We start from the raw sequence: 16,249 nt of genomic DNA, 5'->3' as shown, positions 1-16,249 counted from the left end.
TAAAACAAAAATCGTTTTATACAACCTTGATTATTTAACTTTTTCAGCAGCCTCGACATCAATCAGGCCGCTTCTTTTCGATTAAAAATTGTTGAAAGACTTCATTCCCTAAAATTAAGCCTTTTTCGCTTAACCGAATAAAGCCATCGACTTTTTCCAACATCTTCTCTTGAATCAACTGTTCAATCACCGGACCATAGACACTTGTCAGTTCTCGTTGGAATTTCGTCTTAAATTTATCATAGGATACCCCTTCTATTTTTCGTAACCCAAGAAACATTTCTTCCTCCATCTGATTCACCAAACTTAAGGCTTCTATCTCAATCGTTGGCAGTTTATTTTCTTTTAAGGGATTCAAGTAATGTAAGATTGGCCCATGATTTCGGTAACGTGACTCACCTAAATAACCACTGGCCCCTGCACCAAAACCGTAATAGTGCTCGTTGTTCCAGTAGATCAGATTGTGCTGGCTTTCTTTTCCTGGAATCGCAAAATTGCTGACCTCATATTTCATCCGACCAGCTCGTTCCATAAAGGCTGCCGCCAAATCAAACATGTCTCCTTCTGTATCTTCTGTCGGTAAATTCAAGCGACCTTGACGTGCCCAATTATAAAACATCGTCTTGTTTTCCAAAATCAGTGAATACATGGAATAGTGAGGCAAATCCAGAGCCAAGGCCTTTTCCAATGTATCTTGGAAACTCTCAATACTTTGCCCCGGCAAGGCGTAAATCAAATCAATACTCACATTGTCCATACCAGCCTGTTCCACTAATTTCATGGTTTCAAATACATCCTGAGCGGAATGCTTTCGACCGATTTTCTTTAATAAGCGATCATCGAAAGATTGAACCCCCATCGATAGACGGTTAACCCCATGACTTTTAAGTACGGCCAACTTATCGAGAGTCAAATCGCCAGGATTAGCTTCTACTGTAAATTCATTTTTGGGATTAAAGGGTAACTCCTGACGAATCCCACCTAATAAAACATCCAACTGTTTAGCAGACAAAGACGTTGGCGTTCCCCCGCCAATATATATAGTTGGCGTATCGTCTGAAGGGTATTGCTCTTTCGTTAATTTGATTTCTTTGATTAAGGCTTGAATATAATCGTCTACAGGTTGCCCTTGAATAAAGACTTTATTAAAATCGCAGTAAAAGCAAATATGCTCGCAAAATGGGATATGGATATAAGCGCCAATTCTGTTACTGCTTTGGTTATCATTTATCATCTATTAATGTTCCTTTCAACATATTAAACCATCTCTCTTTTATGAAAACCTGAGCTAATATCTGATCCCTTTATTGCAAGTTATCTCATGATAGGTTAACTTACATGCCTCACTTTAAGAAGCAATTTACTTAGGAAGCAGCTCTCTGTTCTTTTGTATTTTAACATAAGCGGTTCTCAATACCTAACTCAGTAGCTAATCATCTAACTTATGCTTCTCTCGATGTCGGCTTAGCTTTAAGCGAAGTCCTTCTTTGACATGTTGATAGATCAGAAGTTGCTGACGGGCCTGTTTAATGTGCTTATAACGCTTTTTTTGCTTCTGATAAAATTGCTGATGATAATTTTCAGCTGCCCAAAAAATTGTTGCCTGTTTGATTTCAGTCACAATCGGTTGTAAGTAACGGCCAGATTCACTGAGTTCTTTCTTAGACTTTTCAGCGGCTGCTCTTTGTTCGTCTGTTTGAACAAAAATAATGGGGCGATATTGACTGCCTCGATCCTGAAATTGGCCAAAAGCATCGGTCGGATCTATCAATTGCCAGTAAAGGGTCAGTAATTCAGCATAACTAATGATACGTGGATCAAAAATAATCTCCACCGCTTCCACATGATTCGTATCCCCCCCACTCACTTGATCATAGGTTGGCGAATCAATTCCTCCACCTGTATAACCTGATAAGACGGAAATAATTCCTGACCTAGTCTCAAAAGGCTCCACCATACACCAAAAACAGCCCCCAGCAAATACTGCTACTTCATTAAAATCAGTGATTACATGTTGGCTGAAATCATATTGCCAGTCTCCAGTTGGGTCAGCTTTAATCTTTAAATAAAAATCAGCCACGTCTGGTGTTAAGTTATTTCGGCTCGCCAGAGGACGAAAGGCCACTTCAAGTAGTTCCAGTTGGTCTTCAAACTTGGTCCCTTTTTCCAAGGCGTCTTTAGCCTTGTTTAACTGATTTCTTTCCCATTCTCTTGTGCCCTTATTTAATAGTAGGTTGTAGAGGTCTCTCAAAATTTCATCTCGATTTAATTGCATGTTTCCCCCACCTTCTGTTTGGCAACACCTTAGAACAAGCCGCGATTAAAAATCCAATTAAAACTTACCACATTCCTAACCATTAAGCTAGTAACTGGCTTAATGGTTCGGAATCAAAAAAAAGAACCTTCTATCAAAAAAAGGTCCTCTCCAATTCAGCTATTTTTAAAATAATCTTCCGTATCTTGTTGATCTTGTTTGAGTTGAGCAATCAAACCTTCAACCCCGTTAAATTTCACTTCATCACGTAAATAATGATGCCACTCGACAGCTACTTGCTCACCATAGATATCTTTGTTAAAATCCAAAATATTAACTTCTACTGTCACGTCACGACCTGGTTCAAAGGTAATATTGCGACCAATTTGAGCCATTCCTAAATACCAAGTTTTCGCTACCTTAATCTTAACTGCGTATACACCTTTGCGAGGCAAACGGACACTGGATGGCACTTTGATGTTAGCTGTTGGAAAACCTAGGGTCCGGCCACGCGCATCGCCATGAACTACCGTCCCTTCTATTTCATAGACGTATCCTAAATAGTTGGTTACCTCCTCCATCTCGCCTGCTGCCATTAACTCGCGTATCTCACTGGAGCTGATTTTTTTATCGTTGGTTGTTTGTTTTGGTACTGTAATAATTTCCACGCGATTCTTTGTGTAGTTTGGCAAGTTTGCCATAGTCGCAACATCTCGAGGTCCATAGGTATAGTCAAATCCAGCAACCGCTACTTTTCCGTGAAGGTTTACGATATACTGATCGACAAAATCTTGTGGAGCTAAGCTAGCAAATGCCGAAGTAAACTCCACTATATAGAGATAATCAACACCTAAATCAGCCATTCGTCGTCCCTTCTGTTCAATCGTCGTCAAATATTTCATCGTCTCAGGCTGAATTTTTTGAAAGACAATAGATGGGTGTTGATTAAAGGTCATCACGGCTAATTTTAGGCCTCGTTTCTCAGCTTCAGCTTTTCCCCTACGAATCACTTCTTGATGGCCACAATGGACGCCATCAAAAAAACCTAAGACTAAAACGACGTCTTCATCAGGAATTTGCTCTAATTTATATGGGTGATGTATTTCAATTACTTTCATCGGTAAACTTCCTTTTCTCTAGTCGTTTCGTAACACTTTGACTGGTTTTAAAAATGCTTGTTTGGTAGGATGTTGCGCATAAATACTGATTAAACGTTCTTGATGAAATAAGGCAATCATTCCCGATGCGTCAGCTAATGCTAACTCATCTATCACCAAAAAACCACCATTTCGGACTACCCGATATTGCTCATCGCTAATGTCTAAACGCTCAAACATGGTTACCGCTCGTTCGATTGGCAACAGAAAAGACTGATCCTCTTTTTCCATCAAATCTGTCACATCTTGCAGAGTAAAACACTCCTTGGCTATAAAACCACCGCTACCGACTCGGGTTAAATCAGACATATGAGCTTCATATCCTAGCTTCGCACCAGTGTCTACTGCTAAGGTTCTGACATAGGTGCCTTTGCCACAACCGACTTCAAATCGCCATGAAATGGTCCCTTCCTTAGCTACTGGTTCAGAGGTCCGCTTAAAGTAATGGATCTCTGCCTGCCGTTGTGGTCGCTCCACTTCCAATCCTTCTCGGGCGTATTCATAAAGCCGTTTGCCATTGACTTTAACAGCGGAATACATAGGAGGAATTTGAGTGATCGTCCCAACCATTTCTGCCATTACCTCATCAATTTCTACTGACAATGGCATGGTCTCAATCACTGTTTGAGCCACCACCTCGCCGCTGGCATCCTCAGTTGTGGTAGAAAATCCCAAGGTAATCTCACCGATATAGGTTTTGCCACTATCTTGCAAATATTCAATTATTTTTGTTCCTTTGCCAATACAAATCGGCAAGACTCCGTCAACATCAGGATCTAACGTACCGCCATGACCCACTTTTTTTGTATGTAAAATTTTTCGCAACTTAAAGACACAGTCATGACTGGTCATTCCTCGCTCTTTCCATAATGGTAAAATACCGTCCATTTCCTTACCTCTCATTCATAAGATAACCTGTACATTATAGCATATTTCTAACATCTTTTCTGTGTATTCACTCAAAAAGACTGGGTCAACTCTTGATTTGTTTCCTAGCACGCTTTCATAACCTTATCTCACGAGAACTAACCCCTCGGAATCCTTGACTATCTAATCTTTTAATCTTCAAAAAACCTATCACCCTAATCGGCAATAGGTTTTATCTGTATCTACTGAACGACGATTAAAGTAGACTGACTACAGTTCCCTTTTACATCCTGATTCATTAAGTGAAACTGGCCCTTTTGAAGAGAGGCCGTCAACTGGAATGCTCCGTTTCCATCGGTTGTCACTTGACCGATGATTATTTGTTGGTCATTTAGTAGAATAACCGTAGTGTTTGCTTCGCCACGACCAGAAATAGTTACCTGGCTCCCACTCTGAGAGGTGCTAATATTACTCAAGGCTTCTGGTGGTGTCCGATCGGCATTCACCACTTTCAAATTAGCCACTTGTGTGTGGGTAGTGGCTAAACCTAATAAAGAGCTATTGCCGACATTGCTTCCGACCTTAATAGCTAATGACTGATCTGTCGTAGCCTTGAAGTTAATCTTTGGTGTCATTTGACTGCGATTTTTTAGAGGAATAGTGGCTACCTTGTCACCTGCGCTCAACACAACATTCGGATAAGCAAACAATGTGGCTGATGTATTTTTAGCTGTTACGCTTAATTCGTAGGTTTGACCCGCAACGACAGATACTTCTTGGCCGATATAACCTGTCCCACTATAACCACGATTGTAAAAACGGACACCCTCACCGTACTTGACGAATGTCGCATAATCCTTTAACCATTTTTTCTCCAGAACAAACTCGCCGTAATTGTTTTGAGGAAGCTGACGATTGCTTAAGGATTGACTATTTAAAGCCGTTAACCAACTTTCAAATCCGCCTTCCTTACCAGTAAAGTCATTGTTTTCCAATAAGTTGAGATCGCTTGCCACAATAGGCCCTTTGGTTTTCAGATTTTCAACAGTTTCCATAAAAGCAATAACCTTTGCTTTGTACTTGGAATTATCAACAAAAAATGATATCCCATGCTCAGCCCCAGGTATCCCCAATTGTTCTTTATAACCAATGGCCGCCGTATACAATAAATCCTTGGCGACTGGTGGAATAAAGGTGTCTGATTCTCCGTGGATGTACAAGGCAGGAACCCCTGACACTTTGGTGCTTTCCAGAGGTGATACAGCAAATAAATCCATTTCAAGTTTGGGTTTTAAATGTTGATCATTCAATAAATTTAATAACGTGTCTTCTTTGGCATACCAATTGATTTGATTCAAAATAGGTATATACTGAGTAGCCTTACTAATCATCCGTAGCATGTCACGGAATTGTTGTTCGACGGAGGAATAACCGCAATCTTCAATCACCGCCTTAACATTTGGCTGAGGTTTTTCCTGAGACATCATCACCGTAGCAGCTCCCATGGAAACCCCATACAAATATACGTTTTGCTCAGGTTTTCCTTCGACCTCTTTTGCTACCCAAGTATTCAAATCCTGACTTTCATTCATGCCAAAGGTAATAAACTTACCTTCACTGCTGCCGTGACCTCGAGCATCGACTAGAATAATGTTGTATCCTAGTTCACTAAAAAACTGAACCTGAGGCAACATGCTGACATAATCGCCGCGGTAACCGTGATGGATAGCAATCGTCGTCTCCGAACCATTATCAATGTAGTACGAATTAACAGAGACATTTTTTTTCGTTGGTTTATCGTAAACCGTCATGGTTCGCAGTTCTTTATTTCCCAACTTGTCAAACCATTCCACATAGGGGCCAAAGATATCTTCACCACCAGCTGAACCAGCAGAGGCCAATGTTGCAAAAACTTGATTATCCCGATTAAAACCAAAATCAAAAGCAAAATCCACAAGCAACCTATTCAATAAAAGTTCTGTTATTGAACGAGAATTCAAATTTACCTGAGACTTGATATAATCTTCCAGTGCTTCGACTAAGGCTCGTTCATCAGCTGGTAGTTGACTTCTTTCTTGAGGTGTTTTCCCACGGTAAACCTCATTATTTCCTGTTATCTCTTTCAAACTTCTACTGGCACTCTGCTCAGTAGTCACAATGTGAATATCTGCTTCTGAAGCCTTTGCCACATTCGGCAAAACACTTCCAGAAATAATCAAACTACTTAAACACACAGCCATTCTTTTAATGAATCTCACATTTAAATCCCCCTTTATAAAATACGTACAAGTCAATTCTATTCAATAAGTATGCATAAGTAAAGGATTAATTAATTAAATAACCTCTAAATGAACATTAAAATAACAAATGCTTTTAGTTTATCACTGCGGATCTCTTCCTCACTCAGAAAAGTCATGACAAACTAAATAGCTTATTATTTTATTGTAAAAACTAAATTGATTCACTTATTTATGATTTATCTAATCAACGACATAAACGAAAAGAGGCTGTTGCAAAATTAGATTTCTATTTTTGCGACATCCCTGTATTTTTCAAATCCGGCTTATCAAACTAAAACGAATCTGATTTAAACCGACAAAATGGCTACTAAAAAGAGCAAACCGCGTTATTCATGCTTTTTTGAATCTTCTCCCGCCTCTCTTCACAAAGAATACCAACGCAACCTCATTAAACAAAAGCATTTAGCTTAATTCTTTGTTAAAAACGAACTCAAAATCATGAGAAAAAGGCATGAATAATGCCTTTTTACAAAAAACAAAAAGTATGTAAAAATAAACCTATGAGGAGTCCTTACTCCCTTTTACTATTTCCATAAGTGAGGAAAGTTAATAGGATGTTTCATTCGCTAAGTTTGATTTAGCATAGCACTAGTAGTCTAATGTCTTTAGCTACTACTCACTTATTATTAATAACGTGTTTTATGTCTCATCAAACAGCTTGTCACAACTCAGTTGACATGAGACTTGCTCCTTCATAATGCGAGTTAAAGCATAAAAAAAACCGATATATCAACATTTGCAGAGAGGTCTTTACTTAAATAACACAGGACTAAATGTCAACTGATTACGGACATGAGCACCATTCTCAATTTTATGACATAACACCATCTTTAAATTACCACTCGATAAAATCAGAAAGGCCTTTTAAGACTCACTTAATTCACCTAGACTGTTGCAAGTTCATAAATAACTATTTTAACAAGTGTCAAAATCGACTGTCATCACTCAGTTGACATCGGTCCATTCACTCAATATCGCCCTTAGATATATGAAAAAGCCCCGTATAACAGGGATCAAAACATGTCCTTCATTTAAATGATGAACTGCCAATTGTCAACTGATGTCGGACATGAGCACCATTCTCAATTTTATGACATAACACCATCTTCAAATTACCGCTAGATAAAATCAGAAAGGCCTTTTAAGACTCACTTAATTCACCTAGACTGCTGCAAGTTCATAAATAACTATTTTAACAAGTGTCAAAATCGACTGTCATCACTCAGTTGACATCGGTCCATTCACTCAATATCGCCCTTAGATATATGAAAAAGCCCCGTATAACAGGGATCAAAATACGTCCTTCATTTAAATGATGAACTGCCAAATGTCAACTGATGTCTGACATGAGCACCATTCTCAATTTTATGACATAACACCATTTTCAAATTACCACTAGAAACTAGCGAAAGGATTTTGTTAAGTGCTTTGAAACAACCAACCAGACAATAAAATCACACTTTTTTAAGCGCCAAAACAACCCTGTCGTCCCTCAGTTGACAGAGCGAGTTTTAGGGTCACTTGTTTTTTAACAGCGTCATAAATCTTTAATATCAACGATTTCAGACTACCCCTTTGATATTTAACTCTTTTCGATTGTCAACTGATGCCGGACAGGAGCACCATTCTCAATTTTATACCATAACACCATCCTCAAATTACCACTAGAAACTAGCGAAAGGATTCTGTTAAGTGCTTTGAAACAACCAACCAGACAATAAAATCACACTTTTTTAAGCGCCAAAACAGCCCTGTCGTCCCTCAGTTGACAGAGCGGGTTTTAGGGTCACTTGTTTTTTAACAGCGTCAGAAATCTTTAATATCAACGATTTCAGACTACCCCATTGATATTTAACTCTTTTCGATTGTCAACCGATTACGGACACAGGCTCCCAATGATAATTTTTTTCATAACAACCCCACCGTGTTCTTTTAGGGCTAGTAAGAACTGAGTGACCTTGAAAAGAGGCTATCGCAAAATTAGCGCTTAATTTTGCGATAGCCTCTCGTATTGTTACTAATCACTTAAACACTTACCATTTGTGGCAATGACTTCCTGATACCAATCAAAGGATTTCTTTTTACTTCTAGCTAAAGTCCCCTTCCCTTGATTATCCTTATCCACATAGATAAAGCCGTATCTCTTTTCCATCTCACCGGTCCCAAAACTAACAATATCGATGATCCCCCAAGGGGTGTAACCAATTAAATTGACACCGTCCTCATTGATTGCTAGGGCCATCTGTTTAATATGCTCCGCTAAATAATTAATTCGATAATCATCATTAACACTACCATCAGCCTCAACCGTATCGTATGCCCCAAAACCGTTCTCAACAATCATCATTGGCAAATTGTAGCGCTGCTCTAAGACATTTAAGACATAACGTAAACCAATAGGATCGATCGGCCACCCCCAGTCACTAGCTGCTATGTAATCATTCTTAGTTATCTTAAGTCCTTCACCAATCGAGTGTCCTTCAATCTCTGGGTTCCCTGTCACCGTTCCAGACATATAGTAGCTAAAACCAATATAATCCACTGTACCAGCTTTTAAGGCTGCTAAATCATCAGCTGTATACTCAATCTGATAACCTTTACGCTGCCATTCATTTAATGTATAAGCAGGTATTTCACCTCTGGCATGAACATCATTATAAAAATAACGTAAATTCATGCCCTTAACTGAAGCCATCATATCCATCGGGTTACAGGAGTATGGGTAAACAGGTACATACGCCATCATACAGCCTATTTGTAAATCAGGGTCGATCTTATGTCCTAGTGCCACTACTTTGGCACTGGCAATTAATTCATAAAGTGAAGCCTGATAAATGATTTCTTCAGCATTTTCGCCTTCAGCCACTATCACACCTGAATTAGTCCAGTTATGCAGCGCCTCGTGGCCACCGGCCTGATTATTAATCTCATTAAAGGTCATCCAATACGTTACTTTTTTCTGATAACGAGTCATCACAACTTCGGCATACTTAACAAAAAAATCAATGACTTTTCGATTTTTAAAGCCACCATAAGCTTCATGCAAATGATAAGGCATTTCAAAATGAGACAAGGTGATAATTGGTTCTATTCCATATTTTAACAATTCATCAAATAGGTCATCGTAAAACTGCAAACCCGCTTCATTAGGTTCCGCCTCGTCTCCCATAGGAAAAATTCGACTCCAAGCAATCGAAGTTCTAAAAGCCTTGAGGCCCATTTCAGCTAAAAGAGCAATATCTTCTGGGTAACGGTGATAAAAGTCGATGGCTTCATGGTTCGGATAATTTTTGCCTGGAATCACCCCGGCTGTGATTTCTCTAGCGACCCCATTGGCACCCGCTGTCATCACATCAGCAATGCTGACCCCTTTGCCCCCTTGATCCCAACCGCCTTCAATTTGATGAGCAGCAACGGCGCCGCCCCATAAAAAATCAGATTTAAACATATTTTTACCTTCTCTCTTTATTATTGGACTTGCATGTCTTTTTCAGCTGCTTTATTGGCCGCTATTACAAATGGTAAATAAATCAAAATAGAAATACCTAAGCAAACAAAACCAATGATTAGGGCTAAGAAATTACCACCAGTCCCGAGAAAGGGAATCAGCGGACCAGGAGTCGTCCAAGGAACACCGATGGCCGGTGAAGGAATAATCTTGAAGACAATCGTCACCAAGTAGCCAACCATAATATTAATCATTGGCGTTAATACAAAGGGCACCACTAGTATTGGATTTAACACAATTGGTAAGCCAAAGATTAATGGCTCATTGATATTAAAAAGTCCTGGAATAAATGACATTTTAGCTATCTCTTTATACTCAGGACGTCTTGAGGCAATAAAGATGGCAATAATCAGCCCCAGAGTCATTCCACTTCCTCCCATATTAGCAAAGGCATCGTTTAGCATACTCCAAGTTTCGGGATAAGGAATATCGCTCAAATTTCCTGTTTTATTAATATGAGCTAAGTTTGCCATATCAGGCTCTGTGAAAATCGCCGCCCGAACTGCATTTAATGTATTTGGGCCGTGAATCCCAATTGCCCACAATAAATTCTGAGTGAACGCAATTACTAAGACGCCAAATAAATTACCACCGATATTGCGCAAAGGAGTTTGAATTGTACTGTAAATCACCTCATTGATACCATTTGGTGCAAATAGCGAGATGACATAACTTAAAATTGAAGCAAACATAATCATCATCACAATCGGTATCAAACCTGAAAATGAACGAGAAACTGCTGGCGGTACCATTTCCGGCATGTTGATTTTAAGTCGCTCATTCTTAAACAATTTCGGCAAAAATTCGCCAATTAAGCAACCGACTAACATAGCTACAAATAAACCTTGAGCCCCTAAATATGTGGTCTCCATAACAGTCGTGCCATTGTCCAACCCAAAAGGTGCCGGATACAAAATAACAAAACACGCAATACTTGTTAATCCAGCTAGCATATCATCTGCTTTAAAATGCTTGGCTAATAAACTTGCCACCAGAAACGCAATAAATATGGACATGATATTAATCGTACCATTAGCCGCTGAGGCCAGTACTTTTTGAGCTGATTCCAAATTCGGGAAAATTTTCGGCAAAAAAAGAATTTTGGCTAGAAAGCCTTCTTTCGAAAAAATTAAATTATTCAATAATATCACAATTGATGAGGCCATTGTTAAAGGAAATATAAACATAAAGGCATCTCGAACCGCCGCCACATGCCGCTGATTGTTCAATTTTGTTGCAACTGGTACCAATGTTCTTTCCATAAATCCATTAAACTTATCCATCTCTAATCTCCTTATACGTTTCAGTCTTTTTCATATACGTGTTGCCGCTACTTTAGTATAGCTTTATCCCAGACTAAATAAACATATAGACAGAAAAATGGTAAGTATTCCACAAAAAAGAAACAAGCACCACGACGGTACATACTGTACCGTCAGTCTTGTTTCAGTCTAACCCGATTGATAATTAATTCTAGAATGAACACACAAGGAAGTTGACTGGATAAATCATGATAGACATGAGACCGATCGCTGTGACTGATATAATCCACATAACAATCCGCTTTTTGGGCTAAAGGACTAGCTGAATCACTAGTAATCACAATTACCTTCGTATGATCTTCAGACCTCATCTGATTCACCACGTCCAACATCTCGACTGTCTGGCCAGAGACGCTTAAAATAACTATTACGTTGTGTTTATCTGGATTAAGCCTTGTTTTAAAAGGATAGGTCCGATCGGTTAAGGAAAATGAGTTAAACCCCAAATTAGCTAGTTTACGGCTGGCATAACTGCCAATGGCGCCAGAAGCACCGATGCCCATAAAAATAGTGGTGCCAGATGCCATAATCAAGTCCGCACAATAATCAACTTTTAACTCTAAATCATTTTTAAAATTTTTGCGATTTAAACTATCAAAATAATCATCTAAATCCGTTGATCCAAGAGGTTGTCGCGCTCCTACTTGCTTAATCGCCAGCTTAAACTCCGGAAAAGACTCGTAACCGCATTTCCGTATAAAACGCATAACTGATGTTGGCGATGTATGTGACCCTTCAGCAATATCTCTAACACGCATAAATGCGACTTTATCATCGTTAGTCAAAATAAACTGGTAGATGGCTCTTTCCACATCTGACAACTCACTAAAATCTTTCCCTTTAAATATTAGAAGCCCCCCTTTCACTTTTCTTCCATTATATCACAGCACAAAAAGAGGAAACAACCATTGGTCATTTCCTCTTTTGTTTAATCTTTTTTATTTAGATTGCGAATTAATTCGTCAATATGACTGCCATAAGCGACAGATGGATCACGCTCAAAAATTAATTCTGGTGTTTTGTAAATTTGAAGTCTCTGACCTAATTCACTGCGAATTAGTCCAGTTGCTTTCTCCAATCCAGCTTGCGCTTTCGCAACATCAGATGCTTTTTCAGACAAGGTACTATAATAAATCGTCGCTTGCTGTAAATCACCTGTCACACGAACATCTGTGATAGTAATGTCTTGAACACGGGGATCACGAACGCGTTTTTGGAGAATATCATTCACTTCCCGTTGCACTTCTTGTGCCACTCGACGGTCACGAAATTTTGCCATGATATTTCCTCACTTTCTATTTGTTCCAATGAACAGTCCAGTTTAGTCACCAAACAGTGGCTTCACGATTATTTACGCTTAATTTCAACCATTTCAAAGCCTTCGATCACATCATCGACTTTAATATCATTGTAATTTTCGATAGTTGCACCACATTCAAATCCCATCTTAACTTCTTTAGCATCATCTTTAAAGCGTTTCAAGCTTGAAAGCTTGCCTTCATGAATCACGATGTTATCACGAATCAGACGAATGCCGCTATCGCGTTTAATTGACCCTTCAGTGACATAACAACCGGCAATCGTCCCAACTTTAGAAACAGCATATGTTTCACGAATCATCATTTGACCTGTGATTTTCTCTTCGAATTCAGGATCTAACATCCCTTTCATCGCTGTTTCAATCTCATCAATCGCGTTGTAGATAATACGGTGCAGACGGATGTCCACTTCTTCCATATCAGCTTGTTGCTTCGCTTGGACTGTCGGACGAACGTTAAATCCAATCACAATCGCATTACTTGCTGCGGCTAGTGTAATATCACTTTCGTTAATGGCACCCACTGCTGAATGAACGATTTTAACGCGGACGCCTTCAACTTCAATTTTTTGCAAGCTGGCAGCCAAAGCTTCAGCTGACCCTTGTACATCGGCTTTAATAATGACGTTAACTTCTTTCAATTCGCCTTCTTTCAGACTTTCGAATAAGTTATCCAATGTGACACGGTTACCTGATGCACGACGTTCTAACAAGGCACGTTTAGCACGTTCTTCACCGGCTGCACGAGCTGTTTTCTCATCTTCCAAGACAACAAAACGATCACCAGCTTGTGGCACATCATTTAACCCAGTAATTTCAACTGGCGTTGCTGGACCGGCTTCTTTATCACGACGACCAATATCATTGGTCATCACACGAACACGGCCAAAGGTATTCCCTACAACGATTGGATCGCCAACACGGAGTGTTCCTTGTTGGACAAGTAGCGTTGCTACAGGTCCTTTAGCTTTGTCTAGACGGGCTTCGATCACGCTACCGATAGCATTTTGAGTTGGATCAGCTTTAAGCTCTTGAACTTCAGAGACTAAAACAATCATTTCTAATAAATCATCGATATTTTGACCAAATTTAGCTGAGATTGGCACGAAAATAGTATCGCCACCCCAGTCTTCCGGAATCAACCCTTGTTCACTTAATTGTTGCATCACGTGATCTGGATTAGCTCCTGGCTTATCGATTTTGTTTACAGCTACAATTATTGGCACATCTGCCGCTTTCGCATGATTGATTGCTTCAATTGTTTGTGGCATCACACCATCATCTGCTGCGACAACTAAAATCGTCACGTCAGTAATACTGGCACCACGAGCACGCATACTTGTGAAGGCCGCATGTCCTGGCGTATCCAAGAAAGTAATGGTTTTGCCACCGGCTTCGATTTGGTACGCACCGATATGTTGAGTAATCCCACCGGCTTCCCCTAATGATACTTTCGTGTTTCTTAAGGTATCCAATAAAGTTGTTTTACCATGGTCGACGTGCCCCATGATGGTAACAACTGGTGGTCGTGTGACTAAGTTTTCCTCAACAATTGCTTCTTCTTCAAAGAATTTATCAATGTCAGCAACGTCAAGTTGAATTTTCTCTTCAGCCCCAATACCATAATCGGCAGCTAATAATTCAATCGTATCTTTATCAAGGGCTTGGTTTTGGTTAACCATGACACCCATCATAAATAATTTTTTAATAATTTCCGCTGGTTCACGGAAGATTTTTTTGGAAATATCTGCTACGTTCATGCCTTCAGAATAAACTAAGACTTCTGGTAGCTCTTTGAACTTACGTGGTGGTACTGGTGGCTTCGTTGACTCTGGGTAACGTTTGCCTTTTTTACCACGCTTATTAAATCTGTTACGGTTTTGATTATTGTAGCCACCTTGTTGGTTACCACGGTAGTTACTGTTACTGCGATTTTGGTTGCCGCCTTGTCCTGCACCGCCACGATTAGTGGTTGCTGCCGTGGTTCCTTGAGCAGGTGCTTGACTTTGTCCTTGTGGACGGTTACCTTGGCTTTGTCCTTGTGGACGATTGCCTTGGCTTTGTCCTTGTGGACGATTGCCTTGGCTTTGTCCTTGTGGACGATTGCCTTGGCTTTGTCCTTGTGGACGATTACCTTGGCTTTGTCCTTGTGGACGATTACCTTGGCTTTGTCCTTGTGGACGATTGCCTTGGCTTTGTCCTTGTGGACGATTGCCTTGTGCTTGCCCCTGAGGACGGTTGCCTTGGCTTTGTCCCTGAGGACGATTACCTTGGCTTTGTCCTTGTGGACGATTACCTTGTGCTTGTCCCTGAGGACGGTTGCCTTGGCTGCCTTGTGGACGATTGCCTTGTGCTTGCCCCTGAGGACGGTTGCCTTGGCTGCCTTGTGGGCGATTGCCTTGAGATTGCCCTTGTGGACGTTGTGTTGATGTATTCTGCGGACGATTTGCGCCACTTTGGTTTGTTTGCGTATTTCCATTTGTAGGTTTATTTGTCATATTTTTAGTTTTGTTTTCTGTACCGCCTGACTGCTGCGATGTCGTACTTCCTTTTCTTTTATCTAGATTTTGTTGTTGTGTTTGTGGCTTGTTGCCAGTTGTCTGCGGACGCTGATTTGCGTTTTGACTCGGCTTTGCTGCCACGTATTTATTTTGGGCTGGCTTGTTGGACTGCGCTGGCTGAGAGCTTGTCTTTGGCTGACCTCCGAATGCACCACGTAGTTTGGTTTCTTGATCAGCACTAATAGAGCCCATGTGATTTTTTACGTCAATGCCAAGAGAATGTGCTTGATCAATTACCGCCTTGCTTGGTTGATCGATTTCCTTGGCTAATTCATAAATTCTTTTGTTACCCATGCAATCACCTTCCTAACTTGATAATAATTCTTGCAATTTCTTCGCAAATCCTTTATCACGTACTCCGACAATCATTCGACTTCGACCAATTGCATGGCTAAGTTCAGCCTGATTAAACTCGGTGATACACGGCACATGATAAAAAGAACTTTTATCTTGAATCTTTTTAATCGTGTTTTCGCTGGCATCTGTTGCTACAAAAACAACGTTAACTTTTTGGGCACGAATGTCGGCAATCGTCAATTCTTCACCAGAAATAAGTTTGCCGGCACGCATTGCCATACCTAATAAATTAAGAGCTTTCTGTCGATTCATCATTTACCCAACAATTCCTGTCTGGCTTTTTGATGAGTCACGTAGTCTAACAGTTCCTGATAGAACTGATCAGTCAATGTGGCGTCCAGAACTCGATTCAAGATTTGTTTATCCCAAGCTTTTTGCACCACTGCTGGCTCAATAGAAACATACGCTCCGCGACCTGGCAGCTTACCGGATGGATCAATTGCCACGTCCCCTTCTTTCGAGCGAACAACACGGATCATTTCTTTTTTTGGTTTCATTTCACCTGAAACCACACATTTTCTTAAAGGAATTTTTCGCTGTTTCATCTCTATTGCCTCCTAGGAATTAGTCGTCTTCGTTGGCGATATCTTCCGCAACCTGATCAG

At 40.1% G+C, this 16,249-nt stretch carries 12 protein-coding genes; all 12 read right to left on the bottom strand.

The genetic code is table 11. The features are described 5' to 3' along the window. Positions 1–58: 58 nt before the first annotated feature. The 12 genes from hemW to rnpM all read right to left on the bottom strand — a co-directional run bounded on the left by hemW (position 59) and on the right by rnpM (position 16,189). Positions 59–1,234 carry a radical SAM family heme chaperone HemW gene (gene hemW, locus RWN13_RS13375; protein WP_314064471.1) on the bottom strand — a complete coding sequence of 392 codons (1,176 nt, stop codon included), beginning with the start codon at positions 1,232–1,234 and terminating at the stop codon, positions 59–61. A gap of 195 nt (positions 1,235–1,429) precedes the next feature. Continuing rightward, complete coding sequence (msrA, locus tag RWN13_RS13370) at positions 1,430–2,275, bottom strand: peptide-methionine (S)-S-oxide reductase MsrA (protein WP_314064468.1); 846 nt, start codon at positions 2,273–2,275, stop codon at positions 1,430–1,432. Between the two features lie 155 nt (positions 2,276–2,430). Next, positions 2,431–3,372: a riboflavin biosynthesis protein RibF gene (gene ribF, locus RWN13_RS13365; protein ID WP_314064466.1), complete on the bottom strand. Its 942-nt coding sequence runs from the start codon at positions 3,370–3,372 to the stop codon at positions 2,431–2,433. Between the two features lie 18 nt (positions 3,373–3,390). Beyond that, on the bottom strand, positions 3,391–4,299 hold the full coding sequence (truB, locus tag RWN13_RS13360) for a tRNA pseudouridine(55) synthase TruB (RefSeq protein ID WP_314064480.1): 909 nt from the start codon (positions 4,297–4,299) through the stop codon (positions 3,391–3,393). A 221-nt stretch (positions 4,300–4,520) separates the two neighbouring features. Then, entirely contained in the window at positions 4,521–6,536 is a 2,016-nt protein-coding gene (locus RWN13_RS13355) for an alpha/beta fold hydrolase (protein WP_314064463.1), read from the bottom strand. 2,059 nt (positions 6,537–8,595) lie between these two features. Then, entirely contained in the window at positions 8,596–10,026 is a 1,431-nt protein-coding gene (locus RWN13_RS13350) for a 6-phospho-beta-glucosidase (protein WP_314064460.1), read from the bottom strand. Between the two features lie 20 nt (positions 10,027–10,046). Then, positions 10,047–11,369, bottom strand: coding sequence for a PTS transporter subunit EIIC (locus RWN13_RS13345; RefSeq protein WP_314064457.1), 1,323 nt, complete (start codon positions 11,367–11,369; stop codon positions 10,047–10,049). A gap of 152 nt (positions 11,370–11,521) precedes the next feature. Continuing rightward, entirely contained in the window at positions 11,522–12,274 is a 753-nt protein-coding gene (locus tag RWN13_RS13340) for a MurR/RpiR family transcriptional regulator (RefSeq protein WP_314064456.1), read from the bottom strand. Positions 12,275–12,336: 62 nt separating this feature from the next. Further along, positions 12,337–12,687 (bottom strand): 30S ribosome-binding factor RbfA, encoded by a 351-nt coding sequence (gene rbfA, locus RWN13_RS13335; RefSeq protein WP_314064453.1) that lies wholly within the window; start codon positions 12,685–12,687, stop codon positions 12,337–12,339. 68 nt (positions 12,688–12,755) lie between these two features. Continuing rightward, positions 12,756–15,581: a translation initiation factor IF-2 gene (gene infB / locus RWN13_RS13330; RefSeq protein WP_314064451.1), complete on the bottom strand. Its 2,826-nt coding sequence runs from the start codon at positions 15,579–15,581 to the stop codon at positions 12,756–12,758. A 12-nt stretch (positions 15,582–15,593) separates the two neighbouring features. Then, positions 15,594–15,899, bottom strand: coding sequence for a YlxQ-related RNA-binding protein (locus RWN13_RS13325; protein WP_314064449.1), 306 nt, complete (start codon positions 15,897–15,899; stop codon positions 15,594–15,596). Beyond that, positions 15,896–16,189, bottom strand: coding sequence for an RNase P modulator RnpM (rnpM, locus tag RWN13_RS13320; protein ID WP_314064447.1), 294 nt, complete (start codon positions 16,187–16,189; stop codon positions 15,896–15,898). Before rnpM ends, RWN13_RS13325 begins: the two co-directional genes overlap by 4 nt. Between the last annotated feature and the right edge of the window lie 60 nt (positions 16,190–16,249).

Source organism: uncultured Vagococcus sp. (assembly GCF_963518325.1).
Lineage (GTDB): Bacteria > Bacillota > Bacilli > Lactobacillales > Vagococcaceae > Vagococcus_D.
Note: the sequence above shows the minus strand (reverse complement) of the source record. Positions and strands in the feature narration are given on the sequence as shown.

Coding starts and splice junctions, on each gene's coding strand:
- hemW (WP_314064471.1), bottom strand. CDS start 1,234: ATGATAAATGATAACCAAAGCAGTAACAGAATTGGCGCTTATATCCAT.
- msrA (WP_314064468.1), bottom strand. CDS start 2,275: ATGCAATTAAATCGAGATGAAATTTTGAGAGACCTCTACAACCTACTA.
- ribF (WP_314064466.1), bottom strand. CDS start 3,372: ATGAAAGTAATTGAAATACATCACCCATATAAATTAGAGCAAATTCCT.
- truB (WP_314064480.1), bottom strand. CDS start 4,299: ATGGACGGTATTTTACCATTATGGAAAGAGCGAGGAATGACCAGTCAT.
- RWN13_RS13350 (WP_314064460.1), bottom strand. CDS start 10,026: ATGTTTAAATCTGATTTTTTATGGGGCGGCGCCGTTGCTGCTCATCAA.
- RWN13_RS13345 (WP_314064457.1), bottom strand. CDS start 11,369: ATGGATAAGTTTAATGGATTTATGGAAAGAACATTGGTACCAGTTGCA.
- rbfA (WP_314064453.1), bottom strand. CDS start 12,687: ATGGCAAAATTTCGTGACCGTCGAGTGGCACAAGAAGTGCAACGGGAA.
- infB (WP_314064451.1), bottom strand. CDS start 15,581: ATGGGTAACAAAAGAATTTATGAATTAGCCAAGGAAATCGATCAACCA.
- RWN13_RS13325 (WP_314064449.1), bottom strand. CDS start 15,899: ATGATGAATCGACAGAAAGCTCTTAATTTATTAGGTATGGCAATGCGT.
- rnpM (WP_314064447.1), bottom strand. CDS start 16,189: ATGAAACAGCGAAAAATTCCTTTAAGAAAATGTGTGGTTTCAGGTGAA.